We start from the raw sequence: 24774 nt of genomic DNA on the forward strand, positions 1-24774 counted from the left end.
GTGCGAGCACACGCTTCGACGATTCTACTCCCTGTAGTAGGTCCGGCTCATCTGTCGTCCTCGTCGCCGCTCTCGCTGCCGAGGTCCTTCGCCAGCTCCTGCGCTGCGCGCTCGACCATCGGGTCCTCGCCGCGGGCCAGTGCGGCCACCTCGACGGCGTCGCCCTTGATCCGCACCCACACGCGGCGGCGGGGCACGAAGAGCGAGAGCGCGAGACCGATGAGGACGAGCGCGGAGCTGATGAACATCAGCGCCTGCGTCGGATCCTGCGAGATGTCGACGGCGATGAAGCGCTTGACCCCGTCGAAGGTCACCGAACCGCCGTTGGGCAGCTGCTGGGTCTCGCCGGGCACGAGCTGGATGACGAGCGGGTTGCCCGAGGCATCCGTCATCTGCGTCATCCGCGAGGCGTCGAGGGTGTAGACCGACTGCGGCACCCCGGAATCGAGTCCGAGATCACCGGTGTAGCCGCTCATGACGAGGTACGGGTTGCGCAGCTCCGCGAAGTTCGACACAAGGTCGCCCTGCTCGTTCTGCGTCGCCGTGGGCAGGAGCACCCCGACGAAGCCCATCTGCTCGCCTGCCGCATCGGGCACCTTGATCGCGCCCTCCGAGGTGTACCCGGGGTCCCCGTTGGCGGGGATGAAGACCTGCGGACCCGAGCGGACGACCTTGCCCGTGGCGTCCCGGACCGTCACCTCGGGGGCGTAGCCGTTGCCGGTGAGGTAGATGCCGGTGTCGGCGACCCGGATGGGCTCGTTGACCTTGAGCGTCTCCGTCTTCGACTTCCCGTCGACGATCGAAGTCACCTCGGCGACGAAGCTGCGGGGCTGACCGAACTGGTTGCCCGGCGCCTGATCGTCGAAGGTCGCGGAGAAGTCGTCGAGCTTGAGCCGGAACTGCGGCAGGTTGTCCGGGTTGTAGTACGTGCCCGGGTCGAACGAGTCGTAGGCGACGAGCGAGTTCGTGAACGTGTCGCCCTCGACGAGGACGCGCTGGCCCTCATAGCCGAAGAGCGAGCCGATGGAGATCGTCAGCGTCGTCATGAGCACCGCGATGTGGAAGACGAGGTTGCCCGTCTCCCGCAGGTAGCCGCGTTCGGCCGCGACATGATCGCCGTGGCGGGTGGTCCGGTAGCCGAGCTTCTTCAGCCGGGCCTGCGCGGCGTCGAGGAACTCCTCATCGCTCAGCTCCCCGTCCTTGACCTCCGCCGAGGTGAACGCCACGTATCCGGGCATCCGACCCAACCGCCTCGGCGCCTTGGGCGGGGCCGAGCGCATCGCCTTCCAGTGCTGGGCGGTGCGGGGGACGATGCAGCCGACGAGCGAGATCATCAGCAGCAGGTAGACGGCGGAGAACCAGATCGAGGAGTAGACGTCGAACATCCCGATCGCGTCGAGGAACGCACCCCACCCCCCGTTGTTGTCGAGGAACGTGTTCACCCGGCTGGGGTCCTGGATCCGCTGCGGCAGCAGGGAACCGGGGATCGAGGCGAGCGCGAGGACGAGGAGGAGGATGAGGGCCACCCGCATCGTCGTCAGCTGTCGCCACGCCCACCGGCACATACCGAGGAAGCCCAGCTGCGGCTGGCTCACCTCGGACTTGGCCGCCTTGGACCCGGTCTTGACCGTCTTCGGCTGGTCAGCAGTCTTCTCTGCCACTAGATCACCACTTCAAATCCGTAGATGAGCCCCTGCAGGGAGTTCATCCACTGGTTCCACAGTCCGATGGCCATGACGAAGCCGAGCGCGATGAGCAGGGCTCCGCCGATGCGGACGATCGTCGTCTGGTGCTCGCGCACCCAGTTCAGGCGGCCGGCACCCTTGTGGATGGCGATCGCCAGGATGATGAAGGGGATGCCGAGGCCAAGGCAGTACGTGAAGGCGAGGAACGCACCGCGCCACAGGGTGCCGTCGGAGCCGAAGCTCAGCGACATCGTGAGCACGGCCGACAGGGTCGGGCCCACGCACGGGGCCCAGCCGATCGCGAACGTCGCCCCTAGCACGGGCGCACCCCACAGGCCGGCCTTCGGCTTCGCGTGGATGCGCCTCTCCCGCTGGAGGAAGCCGAACGCACCCATGAACACGAGACCGGCGATCATCACCCCGACGCCGAGGATGCGGATGATGAGGTCCTGCCACTGGGAGAACAGCGCGCCGAGGGCGGAGAACCCGGTGCCGAGGATGACGAAGACGACCGTGAAGCCGAGGACGAAGAGCGTGATCCCCACGACCACGCGCCACGTCTCCTTGTCCTTGAGCGAGGACCCGCTCAGACCCGTGACGTAGCCGACGTAACCGGGCACGAGCGGGAGCACGCACGGGGAGACGAAGGAGACGAGCCCGGCGAGCGCGGCGGCACCGGCCGCCAGCAGCAGAGGACCGGTGAGCACCGCCTGGGCGAAGTCCGCCCCGATCCCACTCACTCCGCCAGCACGTCCTCGATGAGTCCCTTGAGGGTCGACTTGTCGACGGCGCCGACGACGCGGGCCGCAGCCCGGCCCTGCGCGTCGAGGATGACCGTCGACGGGGTGGCCTGCGGGGGCAGCACCCCGGAGAGGAGGGCGACCATGTCGCCGTTCGTGTCGAGCATGTTCGGGTAGGGGATCTGGTAGTTCGAGATGAACGCGTTCGCCTCGGCCTCCTGATCCCGGACGTTGACGCCGATGAATTGGGCGGAGTCGCCGAACTCCTCGGAGACCGCCTTGAGGTCGGGCGCCTCCACCCGGCACGGCGGGCAGGCGGCGTACCAGAGGTTGATGACCACGGGTGTGGGTCGCAGCGCCGACAGGGACATCTGCTTGCCGTCGATAGTGGTGAAGCTCAGGTCGAGCGGTTCGCCGCGGTCCTTGACGGCCACCTGGGAGACGACGCCGGAACCGGAGACGTAGCCCTGGTCCGATCCCGCCTGAGCGGCGAGGTCGTCGTTCTCACCGCATGCGCTGAGCACGAGTGCCGTGCTTGCGATGATGCCCGTGAGGACCGCCCGTCGACCGTACTTCCGTTCGCCGCCGCTCATGCTCCTGCCACCGCGTGGCCGGGCTGCAGGTCCGCGCAGAGATTCTCATAGCTCACGGACACCAGTGTGGACTGCTCGAATGTGAAACTCGTGACAGAGGCGAGCGCGCATTCGCGTTTGCGCGGGTCATGGACGAGCGGGCGGCCCTCGGCGGCGAGCCGGGCCATCCAGATCGGCAGCTGGTGGGAGACGACGACGGCTTCCGCATCGGGACCGTGGGCGGCGAGCTTCGTGCGCAGACTGGCCATGGCCGCCTGCATCCGCAGCACGATCTGCCGGTACGGCTCACCCCATGAGGGGATGAGCGGGTTGTAGAGGCGGATGAGGTTCTTCGGTTCGGTGAGCTTGCGGGCCGAGACCTTCTGCCCTTCGAACGAGTTCGCGGCCTCGATGACACGGTCATCGGTGAACACGGGCTCCCCCAGGTTCTCGGCCAGCGGCGCCATGGTCTGCTGGGCCCGCAGCAGCGGGGAGGCGACGAGGGCTGCGGGGGTCGTCTCGGCGTTCGCGAAGTGCTCGCCGACCCGGCGGGCCATCTCGTGGCCGCGGTCGGTGAGCCCGAAGCCGGGGATCCGGCCGTAGAGGATGCCCTCTGGGTTGTCGACCTCGCCGTGGCGGACCAGGTGGATCGTCGTCATCATGCCTCCTTCGTCGCGGCCTCGGGCACTGCGGCGGCGGCCTTCGCGGCGGCCGGCAGGGCGGCGATGATCCGCTGCAGGATCTCGTCGGTGTGGGCGTAGGAGAGGAACCATGCTTCGAAGGCGCTCGGGGGCATGTGGATGCCGGAGGCGAGCATCGAGTTGAAGAACGCGGAGTACCGGTCGACGTTCTGCGCCCGGGCGTCGTCGTAATTGGCGACCTCACGGTCGGTGAAGAAGACGGAGAACATCGAGTTCGCCGACTGGATGGTGTGGGCGACCCCTTCGGTCTCCAGCGCCTCGGCGACGGCGGGACGGAGGATGTCCGCGGCCCGACCGATGTGGGAGTACACGTCAAGGTCGGTGGTGAGCCGGAGCGTGGCCAGGCCCGCAGCGGTGGCCACGGGATTGCCCGAGAGGGTGCCCGCCTGGTAGACGGGTCCGGCCGGGGCGAGGTGGGCCATGACGTCGGCGCGACCGCCGAAGGCGGCGGCCGGGAAGCCTCCGCCCATGACCTTGCCGAAGGTGAAGAGGTCGGCCGGACCCTCGGGGTAGCCGAGTGCCTCGGACTCGTATCCGTACCAGCCGGCGGCGGAGACGCGGAAGCCGGTCATCACCTCGTCGCTGATCATCAGGGCGCCGTGGGCCTTCGTCAGCTCCCGGATGACGTTGGTGAAGCCGTCCTTGGGCGGGACGACGCCCATATTGCCCGGGCTCGCCTCGGTGATGACGCAGGCGATCGACTCCCCGTGTTCGGCGAAGACGGCGCGCAGAGCCTCGGCGTCGTTGTAGTCCACGACGATGGTGTCCTCGGCCTGGGCACCGGTCACCCCGGGGGTGTCGGGCAGGGAGAACGTCGCGAGCCCCGATCCGGCCTGCGCGAGCAGGGCGTCGACGTGACCGTGGTAGCAGCCGGCGAACTTCACGACCTTGGGTCGGCCGGTGAAGCCGCGGGCGAGCCGGATCGCGCTCATCGTCGCCTCGGTGCCCGAGGACACCAGCCGCACCTCGTCGACGGGGTCGACGCGGGAGACGATCTCCTCGGCGAGTTCGACCTCGCCGATCGACGGGGTGCCGAAGGAGAACCCCTTGACCGCGGCCTCCTGCACGGCGGCGAGGACCTCGGGACGCGAATGGCCCATGATCGCAGGCCCCCACGAGCCGATGAGGTCGATGTAGTCGTTGCCGTCGGCGTCGCGCAGCCACGCCCCGGTCGCCGAGGTGATGAAGCGCGGGGTGCCCCCGACCGCCCGGAACGCCCGGACGGGAGAGTTCACTCCCCCGGGGATGACGTGTTCGGCACGGGCGAACAGGGCCGCCGATTCGGTCGTCGGCTGGTTCGGGTTGGCGGTCATGAGTTCTCCTTCGCCCTGAGGTGATGGGTGACCTTGCTGAAGATGGTTCCGAGCGCCGCCATCTCCGCAGGTGAGAGAAGGTCGACGAGGTTCTCACGCACGCTCTCGACGTGGGTGGGGGCGGCGGAGACGAGGAGGTTCCACCCGGCCTCGGTCATCGCGCAGTTGACGCCGCGCCCGTCCTCGGGGATGGGGCAGCGGGCGAGCAGACCCTTCTTCTCCATCCGCGCGACGCTGTGGGTCAGCCGCGACCGGGACATCGTCGTGTCGGAGGCGAGCTGGGCCATGCGCATCGACCGGTTCTCGTGTTCGCTCAGGCGCACGAGGATCTCGTATTCGGCCAGCCCGATGCCGAAGTTCTCCCGCAGATCGGCCTCGACCTGCGTCTGCAGGAGCTGGCTGCCGGTGAGGTACTTCCGCCACGACTTCTGCTCCGGGCCGGACAGCCACCTGGGTTCGCTCATCGGACTCCCCCGTTCAGCGCGGTCGCGACCTCGGTCGCCCAGTAGGTGAGGATCGCATCCGCCCCGGCGCGCTTGAACGCGATGAGGGACTCCTCGATCGCCCGCTCCCGGTCGATGGCTCCCGCGGCGGCGGCGAACTCGATCATCGCGTACTCCCCGGAGACCTGGTAGGTCCACACGGGCACGGGTGAGGCGGTCGCCACCTCGGCGAGGACGTCGAGGTAGGGCAGGCCCGGCTTGACCATGACGATGTCGGCGCCCTCGGCGAGGTCGAGGTCGAGTTCGTGCATGGCCTCCCGGCCGTTCGCGGGATCCTGCTGGTACGTCTTGCGGTCGCCGACGAGTTCGGAGTCGACGGCCTCGCGGAAGGGACCGTAGAACGCCGAGGCGTACTTCGCGGTGTAGCCGAGGATGACGACGTCCGTGAAGCCGTGGTCGTCGAGGGCCTCCCGGCACACGCCGACCTGCCCGTCCATCATGCCTGAGAGGCCGAGGACGTGGGCGCCGGCGCGGGCCTGCGCGATCGCCATCGACGCGTACCGCTCCAGCGTCGCATCGTTGTCGACGGCGCCGGTCTCGTCGAGGACGCCGCAGTGGCCGTGCGAGGTGAATTCGTCGAGGCAGAGGTCGGCCATGATGACCGTCTCGTCGCCGAGTTCGTCCCGCAGCAGGCGCAGTGCCCGGTTGAGGATCCCGTCCGGGTCGTCGGCCTGGGATCCGCTCTCGTCGCGGATCTCGGGGATGCCGAAGAGCATGAGCCCCCCGACCCCGGCGGCCACGGCTTCGCGGGCGGCGGTGAGCAGGGAGTCGAGCGTGTGCTGGACGACGCCGGGCAAGCCCGACAGCGGGGCGGGCTGGCTCAGGGTCTCCTTGACGAACATCGGCAGGATGAGGTCGGCGGGGTCGAGGCGGACCTCGGAGACGAGCCGACGCATCGCCGGGGTCGAGCGCAGACGGCGCGGACGGATGATCGGTGCCATGTCAGGCCTTCTTTCTGCGACGCTTCTGGCTGGGGCGCGCGGGGGTGAGTCCGGCGGCGAGGTCCTCCTCGCGCATCGCGGTGGCGAACGCGACGAGACCGTCGATGAGGGAGGTGAGGTTGGCCTCCTCGGCGAGGACGTCGACCCGCAGTCCGTGTTCGGCTGCGGTGTTCGCCGTCGCCGGTCCGATGCAGCAGATCACCGAGGTGGCCGCGGGCTTCCCGGCGATCCCGACGAGGTTGCGCACGGTCGAGGACGAGGTGAAGAGGAACGCGTCGAAGTCCCCGGCCTTGATGGCCTCCCGGATGGGTGCCGGCGGCGGGGAGGCGCGCACGGTGCGGTAGGCGGTGACGTCGTCGACGTCCCAGCCCTTCTCGAGCAGGCCCGCCACGAGCACCTCGGTGGCGATGTCGGCCCGGGGCAGGAGGACGGTATTCATCGGGTCGATGTCGTCGACGAAGTCCGGCCATGAGGCGGCCAGGCCGCGGGCGGAGTGCTCGCCCTCGGGCACGAGGTCGGGGGTGATCCCCCAGTCGGTCAGGGCTGCGGCGGTGCGACCGCCGACGGCCGCGACCTTGACCCCGGACAGGGAGCGGGCGTCGAGGCCGAAGTCCTCGAGCCACATCCGCACCGCCCGCACGGCGTTGACCGAGGTGAAGCCCACCCATTCGTAGGAGCCGTCGACGAGGCCGCGGATCGCCTTCTCCATCTGCGTGGGCGTGCGCGGGGGCTGCACAGCGATCGTGGGCACGACGGTGCCGACGGCGCCGAGTTCGGCGAGCGCCTCAGCGGTCGAGGTGCCCTGCTCCTTCGTCCGCGGGATGAGCACCTGCCAGCCGAAGAGCGGCTTCGTCTCGAACCAGCTCAGCTCCCCGCGCTCCTCAACACCCTGGCCCATGATGACGACCATGCGGTCTCCGGCGGACCGGCACAGGGCGGCGGCCTGACCGAGGGTGGTCTCGACCGTCGTCTGCTCGGTCGTCGAGATGCCCCAGCCGACGAGGACCTTGGTCGCCTCGTCCCAGCCGTCGGCGAGCAGAGCCCGGAACGCCTCCTCGTGCTGGGCGGCGGTGCCGGTGAGCACGTGCGTGGTGTTGCGGTGCTTGGAGACGTCGACATGGGTCTGCGGACCGGATTCGATGAAGCGCACCGACCGGACCCGGTTCGTCGTCAGCGCGGTGCCCGTGTACGCGGCCGTCGCCGCCGACAGCCCCACCCCGGGAACGATCTCGACGTCGATTCCGGCCTTGCGGCACACGGCCGCCTCGGCGGTCGTCGTCGTGAACAGGAGCCCGTCATCGGAGCTCAGCCGCACGACGGTCCGGTCGGGGCGGGCGAGTTCGGCCAGGCGGCGTCCCCGCGTCGAGGCGGACTGGCCGAGTTCGGCGGCGTCGATGACCTCGGCGGCCTGCGGGACGTAGGCGGTGACGATCTCGGAGTGCACCTGCCCGTCGGAGACGACGAGGGAGGCGCCGGCGAGGATGTCGGCCCCGCGCGCGGTCATCAGCCCGGCCTCACCGGGACCCGAGCCGACGAAGACGACCCTGGGGCTTGCCGGCAGCAGACGGCGGGGCTGGACCTGCCCGGTCGGCTGATTCTCCGGGGTGCTCATGAGCGCCCCTCGGACGAGGAGCGGGCGGCGGCCTTGACCGGGGTGAGGTGGTTCGCCGACTGGGCGGGGTCGATGTCGAGGCGCTGGAGCAGGTCCTCGGCGGCGGCGGTGCCGAGCTCGTCGGCGACCCGGGCGATCTCCTTGCCCGCGATCTGCAGGGCCCGATCGTCGCGGTCGCTGACATCCCCGTCGACGACGGGCAGGGGTGCGCTCATGCGGGTGCGCGCGATCCTGCCCGCGTCGTCGGCCATCATCGCCTCGACGACGACCTCGTCGCCCTCGATCCGGGCCAGCGCCCCGATCGGGGCCGAGCAGCCGGCCTCGGCGCGGGAGAGGATCGCACGTTCGCAGGTCACGGCGAGGTCGGTGGCCTCATCGTGGAGGCGGCGCAGGGCCGCCCGGATCGCGACGTCGCCGGCCATGAGCTCCTCGTCCTGGGCGAACGGGCTGTCGGCCCCGCGGGTCTCGATGGCCAGGGCCCCCTGGCCGGGAGCGGGAAGCATCGTGTCGAAGCCGAGGAGGTCGGTCGCCTCGGCGAGGCGCCCGATGCGACGGACGCCGGCGGCGGCGAGGACGACGGCGTCGAGTCGGCCCTCGCGGACATGGGCGATGCGGGTGTCGACGTTGCCGCGCACCCCGCGCACCTCGATGTCGGGGCGGGCGGCCCGCAGCTGCACGGCGCGCCGCGGCGAACCCGTGCCGACGACGCTGCCGGACGGCAGTTCGGCGAGGCTGAGGCCGTCACGGCCGATGAGCACGTCGGCGGGATCGACGCGCGGCGGGATCGCAGCGAGCTGGATGCCCGGCTCCGGGGTCGTGGGCAGGTCCTTGAGCGAATGGACGGCGACGTCGATCTGGCCCTGGTGCAGGGCCTGGCGCACCGCGGAGACGAAGACGCCGGTGCCGCCGAAGCCGGCGAGCGGGGACATGTTGACATCGCCTTCGGTGACGACCTCGACGATCTCGACCCGCCACCCGGTCAGGGCCGCGATCTGGTGGGCGATCGCCGTCGACTGGGAGCGGGCGAGCTGGGAGCGGCGGGTGCCCAGGCGGATCGTCCGGCCGCTCGGATGCTCGGGTTCGACGACGTCGAGGGTGTGGTCGGCGACGGGACGCAGACCGTCGGCCTCGATGTGCTCGGAGCTCTTGGCCTTCGCGACCTTCGTCTCCGGGGTCGTCTTCGCATGGGCGACCTTGATGGTCGGCAGATCGAAGAGCTGGATGAGGGCCTGGGCGTAGTCGACGTCGGTTTCTGAGACGGCGAGCTCCTTGACCTTGACCGTCGGGGTGTGGATGAGCTTCTCCGCGACCCGGTGGAGCGACTTGCGCACCTCGGCGAAGACCTTCTCGTCGACGCTCTCGCCGATCTTCTTCTCCAGGCGCTCGGTCTCAGCGGCGATGACATCGTTCGCGTGCGTGCGCAGGGCGGTGACCATGGGCGCCACGGCGCGTTCCTTGGCCCCGGATTCGAGCTTCTCGGTCTCCTCGGCGATGATCGCCCGCACCGCTTCGACGGTCTCGACGACGGCGGCGTCGCGTTCGTTCGCGGAGTTCGTCAGCAGCTTCCGGATCTCCCCGAGGCCGAAGAGCGCGACGTGCTCGAACTCGCGGACGCTGGGGTCGATGTCGTGCGGCAGGGCGAGGTCGACGAACGCCTTGTTCGCCGCGCTCTTCGAGCTCTGCGACAGGCCCGCGACGATGTCGTCACGGGTGACGACGACCCCGCGGGCACCGGTGGAGGAGATGATGAGATCGGCGTCGGCGATCTCCTCGGCGAGCGAGCGGGGGGTGAGCTCACGGGCCCGTCCGCCCACCTCGGCGACGAGGCGTTCGGCCTTCTCGATCGTACGGTTGAGCACCGTGATGCGGTTGACGCCCTCGCGGTGGAGGCCGGCGACGACGAGTCCCGACATCGCGCCGGCACCGATGACCAGGGCGTTCGCGGCGCGCAGGGAGCCGATGTGGGACGCCGAGGCGTCGAGGGCGGCACCGAAGAGGGACCGGGCCACCTCGTCGAGGCCCGTCTCCGAATGGGCGCGCTTGCCCACGCGCAGGCTCTGCTGCAGAGCATGCGAGAGGTCGGAGGTCAGCGCCCCGGCGGCGGTGGAGTCGGTGAATGTCGAGCGCAGCTGGCCGAGGATCTGGGCTTCGCCGATCGCCATCGAGTCGAGTCCGCACGCGACCTTGAGCAGATGCCCCAGCGCTTGGGAGTCGTAGTGGGCGTAGAAGTGCCCGGCGATGTCCTGCCATTCCTTGTCGATCGAGGACACCAGGGCGTTGCCGAGGTCGGCGAGCCCCCCGTGGAAGGCGGAGACATCGGCGATGAGTTCGAGGCGGTTGCACGTCGAGAGCACGGCGAGGCCGTCGACGTTCGACCCGGTGAGCGCGTCGGCGCGGAGCCGGTCGACGTCATCGGCGCCGAAGGCGAGGGCGTCGAGCATGTCGATCGGCGCCGACTGGTGGGAGATGCCGAGAACCAAGAGAGTCAATTGCTGTGCTCCTCCGATGTGCCGGCGTGCGAATCGAGCGCCGAGTAGTACGCGAGTACCTGCAGCTCACTGGCCAGATCGACCTGCCGGACGCGCACGGTGTCCGGTGTCTCCAGCACGGTGGGTGCGAAGTTGAGGATGCCGCGCACACCGGCGTCGGCGGCGATGGCCGCCGCTGCCGGTGCCGCGGAGGCGGGGACGGCCATGACGACCAGGTCGATGTCCTCGTCCCAGGCGGCGAGTTCGGCAAGATCGGTCACGGTCAGCGACCCGATGGTCGTGCCGATCTTCGCCGCGTCGATGTCGAAGATCGCGCTCAGCCGCAGTCCGCGTCCCCGGAAGCCGGCATAGTCGGCGAGCGCCGAGCCGAGACGGCCGGCGCCGATGATGGCGACGTTCTGGGCGCGGTCGAGGCCGAGGAAGGACCGCAGGGTCGCGGCGAGGTCCTGGCACGAGTACCCCACCCCGCGGCGGCCGGGCCGGCCGAGCTGGGAGAGGTCCTTGCGCAGGATCGACGGCGAGACCCCGCTGCGGGTGGCCAGGGTTTCCGAGGAGACGGTGGTCTGGCCGGTCGCGGCGATGGTCTCGACCGTCTGGAGGTAGATCGGGAGTCGGGAGATGACGCGTTCGGGGACGTCCTTGCGGACGACGCCCTCGATGCTGCCCGCGGAGAGAATCTCGCCCACTGGACCGTGTCACTCCTTCACTCTGATCGTGCGTTCCGGGCCGTGGAGGCAGGGCGCGCTAAGCGCCCAGGGCCTCGAGAGCCCGGGTCAGCCTGTCCCGGTCGACCCGGTGGAAGCTGTGCTGTCGCCCGTTCAGGAGCACGACGGGAACGTCCCAGCCGAAACGGCCGGCCAGGTCCTCGTCGGTGTCGATGTCGATCTCGGTCACGGTGACGTCCCTGCCGGACACCACCTCGGCGACCGTATCCTTCGCGGTCTGACACAGGTGACACCCGGCACGGGTGAGGAAGGTCAGCTCGACCACGGCACTCTCCTGGAAGACGGTGACAACAAACCCCGCCGAAATGGGATTCGAGCGGGGGCGTAGGACCGTACCCGGTCTTACTTCTTGTTGCGGCGCTGGTGGCGGGTCTTGCGAAGCAGCTTGCGGTGCTTCTTCTTCGACATACGCTTCCGGCGCTTCTTGATGACTGAGCCCACGCGGGTACCCCTTGTGATCGTCGGTGAAGGTGAACAGCAGACGCCCACCCTTTGAACTAACCGTGCAATTCTATCGCCCCGGTCCGTTCTTTCCCAAAACTGTGTCGAGATCCACAGCGGGCACCGAGGCTGCCCGCGTTCAGTCGAAGTACGGGTCGAGTCCGAAGAAGGGGAAGAGGTTCTTCCGGGTGCCCATGACCGCGCGGTCGAGTTCGGATTCCGGGTCGTAGCCGCCCGACCATGGGGTGAAGGAGCCGTCGAATCCGTCGGTCATCGACAGGGGCGCCTCCCTGCCGGTCTTGGTCTGCGCATAGTGCGCCCAGCGGCCGGGGATGCGGGTCGCCGGGTCGATGTCGGCTCCCGCGGCGATCGCGATGAGGTTCGTCCACGCGCGGGGGACGACGTCGATGATCGCGTAGCCCCCTCCCCCGGTCGAGAGCCACCGGCCCTCGGCGTGGTCCTCGGCGAGCTGCCGCACCCGCTCGGTCGCGACCCGCATCCCGTCGACGCTCAAGCGCATGTGGGTCAGCGGGTCCATCCGGTGCCCGTCGCAGCCGTGCTGGGAGACGATGACCTGCGGGGAGAACGCGTCGATGAGGGCGGGCACGGTGGCGTCGAAGGCCCGCAGCCAGTCCGCGTCGACCGTACGCGGGGGCAGGGCGATGTTCGCCGCCGAGGCGGCCGCCGACATTCCGCCGATGTCGGCCGGGTACCCGGTGCCCGGGAAGAGGTACTTGCCGGATTCGTGGATCGAGATCGTCAGCACCCGGGGGTCATCCCAGAACAGCCGCTCCACACCGTCGCCGTGGTGGGCGTCGAGGTCGATGTAGGCGATGCGGTCGAAGCCGGCGTCGAGGAACTCGTTGATCGCCCCCGCGATGTCGTTGTACACGCAGAAGCCGCTGGCCTTCTCCGCCATCGCATGGTGCATGCCCCCGGAGAAGTTAACGGCCCGCCGGTAGTCACCGGACACGATGGCCCGGGCGGCGTCGACCGAACCCTGGAAGAGCATCGCCGAGGCGGCGTGCATGTTCTCGAACACCGGCACGTCGTCGGTGCCCAGTCCGAAGCGCTCCGCGGTCTCGGCGTCGAGGCCCTCGGGGCTGCCGGCCTGCGTGACGGCGGCGATGTAGTCGTCGGTGTGGACGCGGGCCAGGGCCGCCTCGTCGAGGGCGGAGACGGGCCTGACCGTGACGTTGTCTTCGTCGAAGAGTCCGAAGTCCATCGCGAGCTTCGCCGTGAGGTCGAGCCTGAGGGGGTGCATCGGGTGACTGGGTCCGAAGTTGTACCCGGTGACCAAGTCGTCCCAGACGACGTAGACATCGCTGACTGCCATGGGGCAATGCTATATGGCGCGGCTCACTTCCGAGCATTCGCCCTTCCTCCGCCTACCATGGAGTCTGTGTCCACCAATTCCCCGAGGAGTCTCGACCGTTTCCTGCGCCCCGGGCGCTGGGTCCGCGACTTCGTCGACGACCTCGCCGTCGCCTCCCCCGCGAGGCTCGCGATCGTCTCCTTCGTCGCGGTCGTCGCGGTCTTCGCCGTCATCCTCATGCTGCCGGCGAGCATGCGCGACCCCGGTTCGGTGCCCCTGTCCGAGCACATCGCCAATGCCGTCTTCGTCGCCGTCTCCGCGGTCTGCGTCACCGGCCTGACACCGGTCGTCACCGAGGACTACTGGTCGGACTTCGGGATCTCCGTCATCACCGCGGGCATCCAGGTCGGCGGTCTCGGCATCCTCACCCTGGCCTCGCTGCTGGGCATGGCGGTGTCCAGGCGGCTGGGAGTCCGGCAGCGCCTCATCGCCCAGCAGGCCACCTCGGCGCTCAATCTGGGTCAGGTCGGCACCCTGCTCAAGACGGTCTTCATCACGATCCTCACCGCCGAGGCGATCCTGGCGATCCTCCTCTTCCCCCGCTTCCTCATGCGCGGGGACACGGTGGGCGATTCGCTGTGGTACTCCGTGTTCTACGCGATCTCCTCGTTCAACAACGCCGGCTTCACGATCCACCCGGGCGGGGCGGCGTACTTCGCCGAGGACCCGTGGATCCTCTCGCTCATCATGATCGGCGTCTTCGTCGGCTCGCTCGGGTTCCCCGTCGTGCTCATGATCGCGATGAACTGGAACCGGCCGAAGAAGTGGGACCTGCACACGAAGCTCACCCTGACCACGACGACTATCGTCCTCGCCCTCGGCTTCGTCTTCCTCCTCCTCTTCGAGTCGGGGAACCCGAAGACGCTCGGGGACAAGAACGCCGGGCACACCCTCATGGAGGTCCTCTTCATGGCGGTGATGCCGCGTTCGGGCGGGTTCTCGACAATGGATGTGGCCGACATGAGCCAGTCGACGCACCTGCTCATGGACGTGATGATGTTCATCGGCGGCGGGTCGTCGTCGACGGCGGGCGGGATCAAGGTGACCACGGTCGCCGTCCTCGTCCTCGCCGCCTTCGCCGAGGCGCGCGGTCTCTCCGACGTCAACGTGTTCAACAAGCGGCTGACCGCCTCGACGATCAAGCTCTCGATCTCGATCCTGCTCACCGGTGCCACGATCGTCTTCGTCGGCACCCTCGTCATGCTCCAGATCAGCGACGAATCGCTCGACCGCGTGCTCTTCGAGGTGATCTCGGCGTTCGGCACCGTCGGGCTCAGCGCCGGAGTCTCGGCCTCGGTGGCGGAGCCCGGGCTGTACACGCTCTCGGTCCTCATGCTCATCGGGCGTCTGGGAACGATTACACTGGCGGCAGCCTTGTCCATGCAGGACTCCGTGCGTCTCTACCGCTACCCCGAAGAAAGGCCGGTCGTTGGCTAACGAGAACTCCTCCATCCTCGTCATCGGGTTGGGCCGCTTCGGTTCGGCGACCGCGGTGACGCTGACCCGTCTGGGACGTGAGGTCATGGCGATCGAGCACAGTCCCGAACTCGTCAAGGACTGGAGCGGCAAGCTCACGCACGTCGTCGAGGCCGATTCGACGAACATCGACGCGCTGCGCCAGGTCGGCGCCGGTGACTTCCAGACCGCGGTCGTGGGCATCGGCACCTCGATCGAGGCGAGCGTGCTGACGACGGCGAACCTCGTCGACCTGGGCGTCTCGCAGGTGTGGGCGAAGGCGATCTCACCGGCGCACGGCAAGATCCTCCACCGCATCGGCGCCCACCACGTCCTCTACCCCGAATCCGATGCCGGCATCCGCGTGGCCCACCTCGTGAGTTCCCGGATGATGGAGTACATCGAGTTCGACGAGGGCCACTTCGCGGTCGTCAAGATGCGCCCGCCGCGCGAGATCCAGGGGTTCACCCTCGGCGAGGCGAAGGTCCGCGACAAGTACGGTGTGACGATCGTCGGCATCAAGAGCCCCGGCCGCGACTTCACGTACGCCGAACCGACCACGCGGGTCGGCAAGCAGGACCTCCTCATCGTCGCCGGCAACGTCGAACTCCTCAGCCGCTTCGCCGGCCGCCCGTAGGGGTGGGTGCGGAGGGGGCGGAGCGCGCCGTCCCACAGCCAATCGCTCGTTTCTGATCCGCATGGTATGGATACGCACACGCCATATGCACTCAAACCGAGCGGTTGCGCCGCACACGTCCGCGCAGCCATGGCGCCTGACCGAACAGTTTCGTCGCGAACGCCTCGAGGTCCATCACTTCAGCGAAGGTGAACCGCACGATCCGATACCCCAGGGCGACGAGCCTGTTGAATTGTGTGGCTTCCTTCTGCAGTACCTTCCCGCCTGTCTCGGTGTACTTGCCGGCGCCGTCAACGAAGAGAATGGTCTTGGAGGCACGGTCCATGAAGTCGACTCTCGCGATGCTGCGGCCCTTCTCGAGCACCTGCACCTGCTGTTCGAAGTCGCGTATACCCAAGACGATGAGGTTGTAGGAGCACCGACTCTCCGCGTAGCTCTCGGACAGCGCCCCGATCGATCCGACGAGTCGCGACGCGCGCTGCTGGCCGGTGGGCAGCCGCTCGAGCACCGGGACGAACAGGGATTCGACCGCCTGCCGCGCAAGCTCGCAGGTGTCCGGCGGGTAGCCGAACCGGCCTGCCGTGTGCTCGTCCTCTCCGAAGACCGATCTCCGCAGGACCGCTTCCATCGCGACGAATGCTCCTGGCTCACCGATCTGCGGAATGAGTTCGAGACTCGTCCTCGCAGGTGAGGTCAGCTGCATCTTGCCGATTCGCACCCTGTCGGTCTCCGGTACATCGCGAGTCGTCCGATTCACAACGGCGGTTCTCAGCCTGTGCGAAGGCGAAGCGATATGGATGCGCTTCGCGCCCACGCGATAGAGCGGCAGATCGTGGATGCGTGCGGCGGAGATCCCGCAGACCACATCATCCTCTCGGTACCGCGGATACGATGCGATCTTGAGCTTCTCCACCACCTCGTCGAATCCGTAGTCACGCTGCTGTGCATCCGCGCGTTGCGCCGCGACTCGACGGATCCACTCCTCGTCGGTGATCATTCCCGCGATACAGGCGTGGCGCGGATCCTGGCATCTGCCGATGATGCTGTACATCCCGGGCGTGAGCCTGAGCAGACAGCAGTCCACGGCCCCGCGGACGATCCTGCTGTGGACGCCGTGTGCCAGAAGCTCCTGGGCTCGGACGATGTTGTACATGCGCCGACACTGACCTCAGCAGCGATTCCGAGTCAACGGTCATCACCGCCCCTGTGGACATCGCTCGCCCGTCCCCAGCCGATCCGAACATGAGTGCCTTGGGAATCCACAGGAATCCGCACGGAAGTGGCCGACACGTGCGGCCTCATACGATCACGGCAGCGTTGCTATCGCGCTCGTTCACGCCGCGGTACCCCAGTCGCAGCGCCCTGACGCTCTGTTGCTCACGCACAGTGCGCGGCAGACTCCCATGAGTATCGTGCACAGCCGTTCGAGCACAAGTCGGCTGCACCGCAATCGCTCGGTTCCGATCCCTATGGCATGGATCGATGTCCTACCTGGGGATCAGAACCGAGCGGTTACAGTGTTGCCCTGCGGCCCCGCGCGGACCCCTAGTGCTCGACGGCCGCCTCGGCGCCGAAACCGGTGTGGGCGCGGACATCCATCTCGGCTGCGAGCTCCGGACTCTCCACGGTCCTGTCCGTGATCGACCCGAGCCACCCGAGGATGAAGCCGAGCGGGATCGAGATGATGCCGGGGTTCGACAGCGGGAAGATCGCGAAGTCGGCGCCCGGGATCATCGCGGTCTCCGAACCGGAGACGACCGGGGAGAACGCGATGAGCAGGATCGCCGAGCCGAGTCCGCCGTAGATCGACCACACCGCACCGCGGGTGGTGAACCGGCGCCAGAACAGCGAGTAGATGATCGTCGGCAGGTTCGCACTCGCCGCCACCGCGAAGGCCAGGGCCACGAGGAACGCGATGTTCTGCCCCTGCACCCCGATCCCGCCGAGGATGGCGACCGCGCCGATGACGACGACGGTGCGGCGGGCGATCTTCACTTCGGCGTCGGGGTCCTCGACCTTGCCCTTCTTGATGACGCTCGCGTAGATGTCATGGGCGAAGGACGCGGCCGCGGTGATCGCGAGACCGGCGACGACGGCGAGGATCGTGGCGAACGCGACCGCGGAGATGAAGCCCATGAGCAGCGGGCCGCCGAGCTGGAGCGCGAGCAGCGGTGCCGCGGAGTTCACCCCGCCGGGAGCGTTCTTGATCGCATCGGCGCCGACGAGGGCCGCCGCCCCGTACCCGAGGACGAGGGTGAAGAGGTAGAAGGCGCCGATGAGCCAGATCGCCCACACCACCGAACGACGCGCCTCCTTGGCCGTGGGCACCGTGTAGAAGCGCATGAGCACGTGCGGCAGACCCGCGGTGCCGAGCACGAGGGCCAGTGCCAGGGAGATGAAGTCGAGCGGATTCGCCCCGTACTGCAGGCCCGGGTTGAGGATCCCCTCCCCCACTCCCTCGGCGGCGTTGTCGACGGCGTTGGCGAGCAGGGTCGAGAGGTTGAAGCCGTTGAGGGCGAGCACCCAGATCGTCATCGCCCCGGCACCGGCGATGAGGAGGATCGCCTTGACGATCTGCACCCACGTCGTGCCCTTCATGCCGCCGACGAGGACGTAGAGGATCATCAGCGCACCGACGACGGCGATGACGAGCGACTGCCCGACCTTGCCGTCGATGCCCATGAGCAGCGACACCAGGCCGCCGGCGCCGGCCATCTGCGCGAGCAGGTAGAAGAAGCACACGGCGAGCGTCGAGATCGCCGCGGCCATGCGCACGGGCCGCTGCCTGAGCCGGAACGAGAGCACATCGGCCATCGTGAACTTGCCGGTGTTGCGCATGAGCTCGGCGACGAGGAGGAGGGCGACGAGCCACGCGACGAGGAAGCCGATCGAGTAGAGGAACCCGTCGTAGCCGTTGACGGCGATCGCCCCGCAGATGCCGAGGAACGAGGCCGCGGAGAGGTAGTCGCCGGAGATCGCGAACCCGTTCTGGGGGCCGCTGAACGAGCGTCCGCCCGCATAGTAGTCCGAGGCCGTCTTGTTGTTGCGGCTGGCCCGAAGCACGATGAAGAGGGTGACCGCGACGAACGCGGCGAAGATCGTGATGTTGAGGACGGGGTTGTTCTCGACCTCGGTGGTCGCCTGGGTGAGGACGTCGATCATCGGGTCGCTCCTTCCGATTCCTGCTCGAGGCGCTCGCGGATCGCGGCGGCCGGCGGGTCGAGCTTGTTGTTGGCGAATGAGACGTAGAACATCGTGATCGCGAAGGTCGTCACGAACTGCAGCAGACCGAGCACCAGGCCGATGTTGATCTCACCCACCACCTTCGTCGACATGAAGTCGTGCGCGTAGGTGCTGAGGATGACGTAGAGGAAGTACCAGGCGAGGAACGCGATCGACAGTGGGATGACCACTGAGAATCGCTTGCGCTTGAGTGCCTTGAACTCGGGGTTCTCCTCTTCGGCGAGGAAGTCCACCCTGTTCGGCGTCGGATCGGACATGGTTTCTCCATTCGAATGTGGTTCGAGCGTCAGTGATCAGAATCACACATTGTCAACCTATCGCCCGTTCAATCCTGGGGAATACCACCGAAAGTTGGTAGCGTACTCTCATGAACGTCATGGCCAAGGAAGCTCGGGCGCTGAAATCCGAATCCCGCCGTCTCTTCGCCGAGGCGGTGTCCTCCCTCCACGCCAACGGCACAGGCGACGTTGTCTTCGGCGGGATGGTCGAAGAGGGGTCGGTCGCCGTCGAAGCGGTGGCCGGAGCGAGCAAGGACCGGTTGGCCTCGCTCATCGTCAGCACCGGTCGCGGCCTCGGCGGGCGCGCCCTGACCGAGGGCACCCCGCAGCTGACCCGCGACTACGAACTCGACCCGTTCATCACCCACCACTACGACGAGGAGGTCCTCGGCGAGGGCATCCAAGTGCTCATCGCCGTGCCCACCCTCCTCGGCGGCGAGGTGACCGGGATGGTCTACTGCGGACATCGGAAGGCCTACGCCGAGGCGGCCCCGCAGACCGGGGACCTCGTCCGTCGCGTGCGCCAGCTCTCCGTCGACCTCGGTCGCCTCGGTGCGGGTCTGCGCCTCCCGGACACGACCGCAGTCCAGGCGCCCGAGCCCTTCGCCGACCTCGACGCCTCGAGCCGGGAGGCGCTGCGCCACACGTTCGCCGAGCTGCGGGCGATCCGCTCCGAGGTCGCCGATGAGGCGACGCGAGAGCGGCTGACGACGATCGAGGCCCGCCTGTCCGACATCCTCTCCGGGCACAGTCCCGAATCCGCACCTGCCCCGGTCACCTCGGTGGCCCTCTCACCACGGGAGACGGACATCCTCTCGCATGTGGCGCTGGGCTGGTCGAATGCCAGGATCGCCGAGGCGCTCGGCCTGCGGGAGTCGACCGTGAAGTCCTATCTCAACACGGCCATGGTCAAGCTCACCGCCCGGACCCGGCACGAGGCGGTCTCGATCGCCCGCTCGGCCGGGGTCCTGCCGTAGGCCCGGTCAGCCGTCGATCGCGGCGGAGTTCTCCTGCTCCATGTCCACGGAACGGTCGGCAGCTGCGGTGACGGCCGCCTCGGTGAGGTCGAAGATCCCGCCGTCGATGAAGGTGCTCAGCGCGGCGAGGGTCGTCCCGCCCTTGCTGCTCACGGCCTGTCGCAGGGCGGCGGGGTCGGGGTTCTCGGCGAGCAGGCGGCCGGCGCCGTCGGCGGTGGCGACGACCATCGCCTTCGCGGTCTCCTCGGTCAGGCCGAGCGTGACGCCGGCTGCGATCATCGCCTCGGCGAGGAGGAAGAAGTAGGCGACCCCGGACCCGGAGATCCCGGTCATCGCGGGGATCTCGGATTCGGCCAGGGGCACGACGAGGCCGGCGCCGGAGAGCAGTCCGCGCAGGGTCGCCGTGGCCGTGGGGTCGACGCCCGGCGCCGGGGCGAGCGCGATGACGCCGTGGCCGATCGAGCTCGGGGTGTTCGGCATGATCCGCACGATCGGGCTGCCGGGAGCCAACCGGGCGAGGTCGGCTGCGGAGACCCCGGCGGCCATCGACACGAGCACTGTCTCGGGTGAGAGGGCGGGGGCGAGTTCGCGCAGGGTCTCGGCCATCATCCACGGTTTGACGCCGAGGAAGACGAAGTCGGCGGAGGCGACCGCATCCCGGTTGGCCTCAGGGTTGTCCTCCACCGAGGTGACGGTCGCGGTGGGCAGGGCTGCGGCGAGACGCTGCGCCGAGGAGGCGGAATACGTCGTCGCCCGCACCTCGATGCTCGGTTCCGCGTCGAGGATGCCCTTGATGAGTGCGGTGCCCATATTGCCGGTGCCGATGGAGGCGATCGTGGTCATGGAGGTCTGCCTTTCTGAAGTCGTCCCTTGAGAATGGTGTCAGAGGAGCCGGTGACCGCGAAATCGGCACCCGGACCTCGGTGTGCGAGTGCGTGGGCTGCCAGGCGAGGGCACGTCGGTTCGGCGGCACGCCTCGGTGCGTGCGGTCAGTTCGCGTCGGCGGAGGCGCGCTTCGGGGCCGATGATCTCCGAGGTTCGGACTCCCCCGAGGTCGACGACCCCGGCTCCGGCGTCGTCGGCGAGGACCCCTCCCCCGGCGCCCCGCCGAGCCCGAGGTGGCGGCGGGCGAAGGCGAGGGAGTCGGCGAGCATCTGCTCGCGGGTGGCCTTCTTGCCGACGAAGCGGGTGTTGACCTCGACGACGACGTCGCCGGACCAGTTGTGCTTCGCGAGGTACTGGAGGGTCTCGGCCACGGGCATGGTGCCGGCGCCGGGCACGAGGTGCTCGTCCTTGAGGGAGCCCGCCCCGTCGGTGAGGTGGACGTGGCGCAGGCGCGGGAAGATCTCGGCGACGGTGTCGAGTGCGTTCATGCCCGCCGTCGAGGCGTGGGAGAAGTCGAAGGTCAGCGCGTCGTAGTCCTCGTCGAGGGGGTTCCAGTCGGGGTAGTAGACGAGGATCTCGCGCACGCCTGCCCGCCAGGGGTACATGTTCTCCACGGCGAGGACGACGCCGGTCTCCTCGGAGACCTCCCGCACCCCGTCGACGAAGCCGCGCGCGTACGCGCCCTGCCAGCGGAAGGGAGGGTGGAGGACGACGGTGGTGGCCCCGACCTCGCGGGCGAGGTTCGCGGTGATCCGCAGCTTCTCCCAGTGGTCCTTGTGGAGGACGCGGGGCAGGAAGAGCAGGGTGGGTGCGTGCAGCGACATGACCTCGAGCCCGGTGTCGGCCGCGAGCCCGGTGATGAGGTCGACGTCCCTGGTCTCGGCGTTGTGGGTGACCATGATCTCGACGCCGTCGTAGCCGATGGCCGCGGCCTGTGCGAAGGTCTCCTCGACGGTCATCGGGGAGACCGAGGACGAGGAGAGACCGACCCGGATGGGGTGGTCGGAGACGTGATGGGTGTCGTGGTCGTAGACCTGGTTCGTCGCGAAGAACTCACGGTGGCGCCGGGAGTTCGACCGCGCCGAGTTCTTCGTGGTCAGGACCTTGCGCCCCGACTTCGACTTCTTCGCCTTGCTCATCTCCATCAGTCTAGTCCTCCTCACGGGTCCTGAGTCTCCGGTTTCCCTCCCAAACGCCCAACGCCGGTGACCATGACTCCCGCCGAGGCGACCGGATAGTCTGTGCCCATGATCCCTGCCAGCGTCCGTCCCGCCCACCTCGACGACGTCCCCCGCCTCGCCGAGATCCACCTCTCCGCATGGCAGGCCGCCTACCGCGGCATCATGGCCGACGAGTTCCTCGACGGATTGGACGAGGATCGCTTCGCCGCGAACTGGACCCGGGCGCTCAGTGACCCGGACAACCAGGTCCGCAACTTCGTCGTCGTCTCCGCGGACCGGGTCCTCGGCTTCGGCGGGGTGAGCGCTCCCCGTGACCCCGCCGAGGTGCTCGATCGTCTGCCCACCACCGCCGGGCTCGGGCAGTTGGCCCACATCAACCTCGCCCCCGAGGCGTTCGGCACCGGTGTCGCCCAGGTCCTCTTCGCAGCGCTCGAGGACGAGCTCCGCCGCGACGGATACGCGCGCGCCTACCTCATGGTCGCCGAGGGCAACGACCGGGCGATGCGCTTCTACGAGAAGCAGGGGTGGCAGCGCACGGACATCACCTATGTCTGCGATGCCTCACAGCCCCCGATCCCCGAGCGGATCTACACCGCCGAACTCTGAGCCCGACCGCCTCGGCGGACACAAATTCGACCCGACGTCGCAAATGTCATGCGGCGCCGGGTCGAATTTGGGACGTCGGGTGAAGTCAGGGTCAGCCGTAGAGCTCCTCGACGTCCTCGTCGACCCAGCCCTTCGACTTGTCCACGGCCTTGTTCCACAGGCGGTAGACGCGGGCGACGGTCTCGTCGTCCATCTCCGGCACCCAGCGCTTGTCCTCGTGCCAGTTGTTCTTCACGTCCTCCTCGCCGTTCCAGAACTTCACGGCGATGCCCGCCGCGTAGGCGGCACCGAGCGCCGTGGTCTCGATGACCTCGGGTCGGATGACGGGCACGCCGAGGAGGTCGGCCTGGAACTGCATGAGCGTCTCGTTGGCGACCATGCCGCCGTCGACCTTGAGCTCGGTGAGCTCGACGCCGGAGTCGAGGTTCATCGCGTCGAGGACCTCACGGGACTGGAAGGCCACCGATTCGAGGGCGGCCCGGGCGATGTGGTTCTTGTTCACATACCGGGTCAGCCCCACGATGACGCCGCGGGCGTCGGATTCCCAGTGCGGGGCGAAGAGACCGGAGAACGCGGGCACGATGTAGCAGCCGCCGTTGTCCTCGACCTGCTTGGCGAGCACCTCGACCTCGGGTGCGTCCTTGATGAGTCCGAGGTTGTCACGGATCCACTGGACGAGCGACCCGGTGACGGCCACCGAACCCTCGAGCGCGTAGACCGCGTCGTCCTCGCCGATCTTGTACGCCACGGTCGTGAGCAGGCCGTTCTTGCTCGCCACCGGCTCGGTGCCGGTGTTGATGAGCATGAAGTTGCCCGTGCCGTAGGTGTTCTTCGCCTGTCCCTTCTCGAAGCACGCCTGCCCGAAGGTCGCGGCCTGCTGGTCGCCGAGGATGCCGCAGATCGGAGTGTCGATGAGCAGGGTGTTCTTCGCCCCGTACCCGTAGACCTCCGAACACGACTTGATCTCCGGCAGCATCGACAGCGGGATCGTCATGTCCGCGGCGATGTCGGCGTTCCAGTCGAGGGTGTCGATGTTCATGAGCATCGTCCGCGAGGCGTTGGTGACATCGGTGACGTGGACGCCGCCGTTGACCCCGCCCGTGAGGTTCCACAGCACCCACGAGTCCATGGTGCCGAAGAGGAGGTCGCCCGCCTCGGCGGCCTCTCGTGCACCGTCGACGTTGTCGAGGATCCACTTGGCCTTGGGGCCGGCGAAGTAGGTCGCGAGCGGCAGCCCCACACGGTCCTTGTACTTGTCGGCTCCCTCCTCGCCGCCGAGTTCGTCGGCGATCTTCTGGGTCCGGGTGTCCTGCCACACGATCGCGTTGTAGACGGGTTCACCGGTGTTCTTGTTCCACACCACCGTCGTCTCGCGCTGGTTGGTGATGCCCACGCCCTCGAGCTGGTGGCGGTTGATGTTCGCCCGCGACAGCGCCTGGCCGATGGCCTCGTTCGTGTTGCGGATGATCTCCTTCGGGTCGTGTTCGACCCAGCCGGCGCGGGGGAAGATCTGCTCGTGTTCGAGCTGACCGCTCGAGACGATCTGGCCGTCGTGGTCGAAGACGATCGCCCGCGAGGAGGTGGTGCCCTGATCGATTGCGAGGATGTACTTGTCCTGGCTCATGAAGACTCCTGTGTCCGATCGGCACGGGCTGCGCCGATCTCGTTGAGTGGGTGCAGGTCAGATGAAGGCGTTGGAGACGAGGCCGGCGAGCACACCGCCGAGGATGGGGCCGACGATCGGCACCCACGCGTAGCTCCAGTCGGAGCTGCCCTTGTTCGGGATCGGCAGGATCGTGTGCGCGATGCGCGGACCGAGGTCGCGGGCCGGGTTGATCGCGTAGCCGGTCGGCCCGCCGAGGGAGGCGCCGATGACGACGACGACGAGGGCGACCGCCAAGGGCCCGAGCCCGCTGGGGGTGCCGCCGAAGAGGAGGATGATGAAGACGAGGACGAAGGTGCCGATCACCTCGGCGAGGATGTTCCACCCGTAGCTGCGGACCTCGGGCCCGGTGGAGAACGTGCCGAGGATGTTGCCCGGTTCGCCCTCAGCGTCGTAGTGCTTCTTGTAGACCAGCCACGCGAGGATCGCACCGATCGTCGCACCGAGGAGCTGCGCGAAGAGGTAGGCGAACGTCGTGCCCACCGTGATGGGGATCCCGGGGGCGTATTCGGTGGCGCCGCTGGAGAGGATGCCCAGCGTCACCGCCGGGTTGAGGTGCGCGCCGGACTTGTAGGCGACGTAGACGCCGGCGAAGACCGCGAGGCCCCAGCCGAACGAGATCATCAGCCAGCCGCCGCCGTTGCCCTTGGTCTTCGCGAGGATCGCGTTCGCGACCACGCCGACGCCGAGCAGCAGCAGCATCGCTGTGCCCGCCGTCTCATGGAGGAGGATCGTGCCGATCGGACCCATGA

Annotated in this window: 24 protein-coding genes; 4 read left to right on the forward strand and 20 right to left on the reverse strand. The window is 68.4% G+C overall.

Features of this window, described 5'->3' with window-relative positions; all coding sequences use genetic code 11:
• Positions 1 to 47: 47 nt before the first annotated feature.
• The 13 genes from resB to AAHA49_RS12510 all read right to left on the reverse strand — a co-directional run bounded on the left by resB (position 48) and on the right by AAHA49_RS12510 (position 13058).
• The gene (gene resB / locus AAHA49_RS12450) at positions 48 to 1661 is read right to left on the reverse strand and encodes a cytochrome c biogenesis protein ResB (protein WP_342038539.1); all 1614 of its coding nucleotides are present in this window, start codon (positions 1659 to 1661) and stop codon (positions 48 to 50) included.
• A complete protein-coding gene (locus AAHA49_RS12455) occupies positions 1661 to 2416 on the reverse strand; it encodes a cytochrome c biogenesis CcdA family protein (RefSeq protein WP_342038604.1) in 756 nt (251 codons plus the stop codon). Before AAHA49_RS12455 ends, resB begins: the two co-directional genes overlap by 1 nt.
• A 5-nt stretch (positions 2417 to 2421) precedes the next feature.
• On the reverse strand, positions 2422 to 3018 hold the full coding sequence (locus tag AAHA49_RS12460; protein ID WP_342038540.1) for a TlpA family protein disulfide reductase: 597 nt from the start codon (positions 3016 to 3018) through the stop codon (positions 2422 to 2424).
• A complete protein-coding gene (locus AAHA49_RS12465) occupies positions 3015 to 3656 on the reverse strand; it encodes a histidine phosphatase family protein (RefSeq protein ID WP_342038541.1) in 642 nt (213 codons plus the stop codon). Before AAHA49_RS12465 ends, AAHA49_RS12460 begins: the two co-directional genes overlap by 4 nt.
• Positions 3656 to 5011 (reverse strand): glutamate-1-semialdehyde 2,1-aminomutase, encoded by a 1356-nt coding sequence (gene hemL, locus AAHA49_RS12470; protein ID WP_342038542.1) that lies wholly within the window; start codon positions 5009 to 5011, stop codon positions 3656 to 3658. Before hemL ends, AAHA49_RS12465 begins: the two co-directional genes overlap by 1 nt.
• Positions 5008 to 5475 carry a MarR family winged helix-turn-helix transcriptional regulator gene (locus tag AAHA49_RS12475; protein WP_342038543.1) on the reverse strand — a complete coding sequence of 156 codons (468 nt, stop codon included), beginning with the start codon at positions 5473 to 5475 and terminating at the stop codon, positions 5008 to 5010. Before AAHA49_RS12475 ends, hemL begins: the two co-directional genes overlap by 4 nt.
• Positions 5472 to 6455 (reverse strand): porphobilinogen synthase, encoded by a 984-nt coding sequence (gene hemB, locus AAHA49_RS12480; RefSeq protein WP_342038544.1) that lies wholly within the window; start codon positions 6453 to 6455, stop codon positions 5472 to 5474. The genes AAHA49_RS12475 and hemB overlap by 4 nt, the downstream gene beginning before the upstream one ends.
• A gap of 1 nt (position 6456) precedes the next feature.
• Positions 6457 to 8067 (reverse strand): bifunctional uroporphyrinogen-III C-methyltransferase/uroporphyrinogen-III synthase, encoded by a 1611-nt coding sequence (locus AAHA49_RS12485; protein ID WP_342038545.1) that lies wholly within the window; start codon positions 8065 to 8067, stop codon positions 6457 to 6459.
• Positions 8064 to 10556 (reverse strand): glutamyl-tRNA reductase, encoded by a 2493-nt coding sequence (hemA, locus tag AAHA49_RS12490; RefSeq protein ID WP_342038546.1) that lies wholly within the window; start codon positions 10554 to 10556, stop codon positions 8064 to 8066. Before hemA ends, AAHA49_RS12485 begins: the two co-directional genes overlap by 4 nt.
• Entirely contained in the window at positions 10553 to 11242 is a 690-nt protein-coding gene (locus AAHA49_RS12495; protein ID WP_342038547.1) for a redox-sensing transcriptional repressor Rex, read from the reverse strand. Before AAHA49_RS12495 ends, hemA begins: the two co-directional genes overlap by 4 nt.
• Positions 11243 to 11300: 58 nt before the next feature.
• Entirely contained in the window at positions 11301 to 11546 is a 246-nt protein-coding gene (locus tag AAHA49_RS12500) for a glutaredoxin family protein (protein WP_342038548.1), read from the reverse strand.
• Between the two features lie 77 nt (positions 11547 to 11623).
• Entirely contained in the window at positions 11624 to 11722 is a 99-nt protein-coding gene (locus AAHA49_RS12505; protein ID WP_005504750.1) for a 30S ribosomal protein bS22, read from the reverse strand.
• Positions 11723 to 11861: 139 nt separating this feature from the next.
• On the reverse strand, positions 11862 to 13058 hold the full coding sequence (locus AAHA49_RS12510; RefSeq protein WP_342038549.1) for an acetoin utilization protein AcuC: 1197 nt from the start codon (positions 13056 to 13058) through the stop codon (positions 11862 to 11864).
• A 57-nt stretch (positions 13059 to 13115) separates the two neighbouring features.
• Between AAHA49_RS12510 and AAHA49_RS12515 the strand changes: the two genes are divergently transcribed.
• Both AAHA49_RS12515 and AAHA49_RS12520 read left to right on the forward strand, forming a co-directional pair.
• Positions 13116 to 14534, forward strand: coding sequence for a TrkH family potassium uptake protein (locus AAHA49_RS12515; protein WP_342038550.1), 1419 nt, complete (start codon positions 13116 to 13118; stop codon positions 14532 to 14534).
• Positions 14527 to 15189, forward strand: a complete 663-nt coding sequence (locus AAHA49_RS12520) for a potassium channel family protein (protein ID WP_342038551.1) — start codon at positions 14527 to 14529, stop codon at positions 15187 to 15189. Before AAHA49_RS12515 ends, AAHA49_RS12520 begins: the two co-directional genes overlap by 8 nt.
• 91 nt (positions 15190 to 15280) lie before the next feature.
• Here AAHA49_RS12520 and AAHA49_RS12525 read toward each other — a convergent pair whose 3' ends face one another.
• The 3 genes from AAHA49_RS12525 to AAHA49_RS12535 form a co-directional block, all read right to left on the reverse strand.
• A complete protein-coding gene (locus AAHA49_RS12525) occupies positions 15281 to 16186 on the reverse strand; it encodes a hypothetical protein (RefSeq protein ID WP_342038552.1) in 906 nt (301 codons plus the stop codon).
• Between the two features lie 548 nt (positions 16187 to 16734).
• Positions 16735 to 18351: a solute symporter family protein gene (locus tag AAHA49_RS12530; protein ID WP_342038553.1), complete on the reverse strand. Its 1617-nt coding sequence runs from the start codon at positions 18349 to 18351 to the stop codon at positions 16735 to 16737.
• Complete coding sequence (locus AAHA49_RS12535; RefSeq protein ID WP_342038554.1) at positions 18348 to 18689, reverse strand: DUF485 domain-containing protein; 342 nt, start codon at positions 18687 to 18689, stop codon at positions 18348 to 18350. The genes AAHA49_RS12530 and AAHA49_RS12535 overlap by 4 nt, the downstream gene beginning before the upstream one ends.
• A gap of 110 nt (positions 18690 to 18799) precedes the next feature.
• On the opposite strand from AAHA49_RS12535, the gene AAHA49_RS12540 reads away from it, so the two are divergent.
• Positions 18800 to 19687 (forward strand): LuxR C-terminal-related transcriptional regulator, encoded by an 888-nt coding sequence (locus tag AAHA49_RS12540; protein WP_342038555.1) that lies wholly within the window; start codon positions 18800 to 18802, stop codon positions 19685 to 19687.
• A gap of 6 nt (positions 19688 to 19693) precedes the next feature.
• On the opposite strand, the gene proC is transcribed toward AAHA49_RS12540, so the two are convergent.
• Together proC and AAHA49_RS12550 are read right to left on the reverse strand one after the other, a co-directional pair.
• Positions 19694 to 20530 (reverse strand): pyrroline-5-carboxylate reductase, encoded by an 837-nt coding sequence (proC, locus tag AAHA49_RS12545; protein ID WP_342038556.1) that lies wholly within the window; start codon positions 20528 to 20530, stop codon positions 19694 to 19696.
• Positions 20531 to 20676: 146 nt separating this feature from the next.
• On the reverse strand, positions 20677 to 21717 hold the full coding sequence (locus tag AAHA49_RS12550; protein ID WP_342038557.1) for a sugar phosphate isomerase/epimerase family protein: 1041 nt from the start codon (positions 21715 to 21717) through the stop codon (positions 20677 to 20679).
• A gap of 102 nt (positions 21718 to 21819) precedes the next feature.
• On the opposite strand from AAHA49_RS12550, the gene AAHA49_RS12555 reads away from it, so the two are divergent.
• Positions 21820 to 22359 (forward strand): GNAT family N-acetyltransferase, encoded by a 540-nt coding sequence (locus AAHA49_RS12555; protein ID WP_342038558.1) that lies wholly within the window; start codon positions 21820 to 21822, stop codon positions 22357 to 22359.
• Positions 22360 to 22450: 91 nt separating this feature from the next.
• Here the strand turns inward: AAHA49_RS12555 and glpK are convergent, their stop codons facing one another.
• Together glpK and AAHA49_RS12565 are read right to left on the reverse strand one after the other, a co-directional pair.
• Positions 22451 to 23983 (reverse strand): glycerol kinase GlpK, encoded by a 1533-nt coding sequence (gene glpK / locus AAHA49_RS12560; protein WP_342038559.1) that lies wholly within the window; start codon positions 23981 to 23983, stop codon positions 22451 to 22453.
• Between the two features lie 57 nt (positions 23984 to 24040).
• Positions 24041 to 24763: an MIP/aquaporin family protein gene (locus AAHA49_RS12565; RefSeq protein ID WP_342038605.1), complete on the reverse strand. Its 723-nt coding sequence runs from the start codon at positions 24761 to 24763 to the stop codon at positions 24041 to 24043.
• Positions 24764 to 24774 lie beyond the last annotated feature (11 nt).

The organism is Brevibacterium ammoniilyticum (assembly GCF_038429965.1).
Lineage (GTDB): Bacteria > Actinomycetota > Actinomycetes > Actinomycetales > Brevibacteriaceae > Brevibacterium > Brevibacterium ammoniilyticum.

Coding starts and splice junctions, on each gene's coding strand:
- AAHA49_RS12530 (WP_342038553.1), bottom strand. CDS start 18,351: ATGATCGACGTCCTCACCCAGGCGACCACCGAGGTCGAGAACAACCCC.
- AAHA49_RS12540 (WP_342038555.1), top strand. CDS start 18,800: ATGAACGTCATGGCCAAGGAAGCTCGGGCGCTGAAATCCGAATCCCGC.
- AAHA49_RS12535 (WP_342038554.1), bottom strand. CDS start 18,689: ATGTCCGATCCGACGCCGAACAGGGTGGACTTCCTCGCCGAAGAGGAG.
- AAHA49_RS12460 (WP_342038540.1), bottom strand. CDS start 3,018: ATGAGCGGCGGCGAACGGAAGTACGGTCGACGGGCGGTCCTCACGGGC.
- glpK (WP_342038559.1), bottom strand. CDS start 23,983: ATGAGCCAGGACAAGTACATCCTCGCAATCGATCAGGGCACCACCTCC.
- AAHA49_RS12485 (WP_342038545.1), bottom strand. CDS start 8,067: ATGAGCACCCCGGAGAATCAGCCGACCGGGCAGGTCCAGCCCCGCCGT.
- AAHA49_RS12465 (WP_342038541.1), bottom strand. CDS start 3,656: ATGACGACGATCCACCTGGTCCGCCACGGCGAGGTCGACAACCCAGAG.
- AAHA49_RS12515 (WP_342038550.1), top strand. CDS start 13,116: ATGGAGTCTGTGTCCACCAATTCCCCGAGGAGTCTCGACCGTTTCCTG.
- AAHA49_RS12555 (WP_342038558.1), top strand. CDS start 21,820: ATGATCCCTGCCAGCGTCCGTCCCGCCCACCTCGACGACGTCCCCCGC.
- hemL (WP_342038542.1), bottom strand. CDS start 5,011: ATGACCGCCAACCCGAACCAGCCGACGACCGAATCGGCGGCCCTGTTC.
- AAHA49_RS12550 (WP_342038557.1), bottom strand. CDS start 21,717: ATGGAGATGAGCAAGGCGAAGAAGTCGAAGTCGGGGCGCAAGGTCCTG.
- hemB (WP_342038544.1), bottom strand. CDS start 6,455: ATGGCACCGATCATCCGTCCGCGCCGTCTGCGCTCGACCCCGGCGATG.
- AAHA49_RS12475 (WP_342038543.1), bottom strand. CDS start 5,475: ATGAGCGAACCCAGGTGGCTGTCCGGCCCGGAGCAGAAGTCGTGGCGG.
- AAHA49_RS12510 (WP_342038549.1), bottom strand. CDS start 13,058: ATGGCAGTCAGCGATGTCTACGTCGTCTGGGACGACTTGGTCACCGGG.
- proC (WP_342038556.1), bottom strand. CDS start 20,530: ATGACCACGATCGCCTCCATCGGCACCGGCAATATGGGCACCGCACTC.
- AAHA49_RS12525 (WP_342038552.1), bottom strand. CDS start 16,186: ATGATCACCGACGAGGAGTGGATCCGTCGAGTCGCGGCGCAACGCGCG.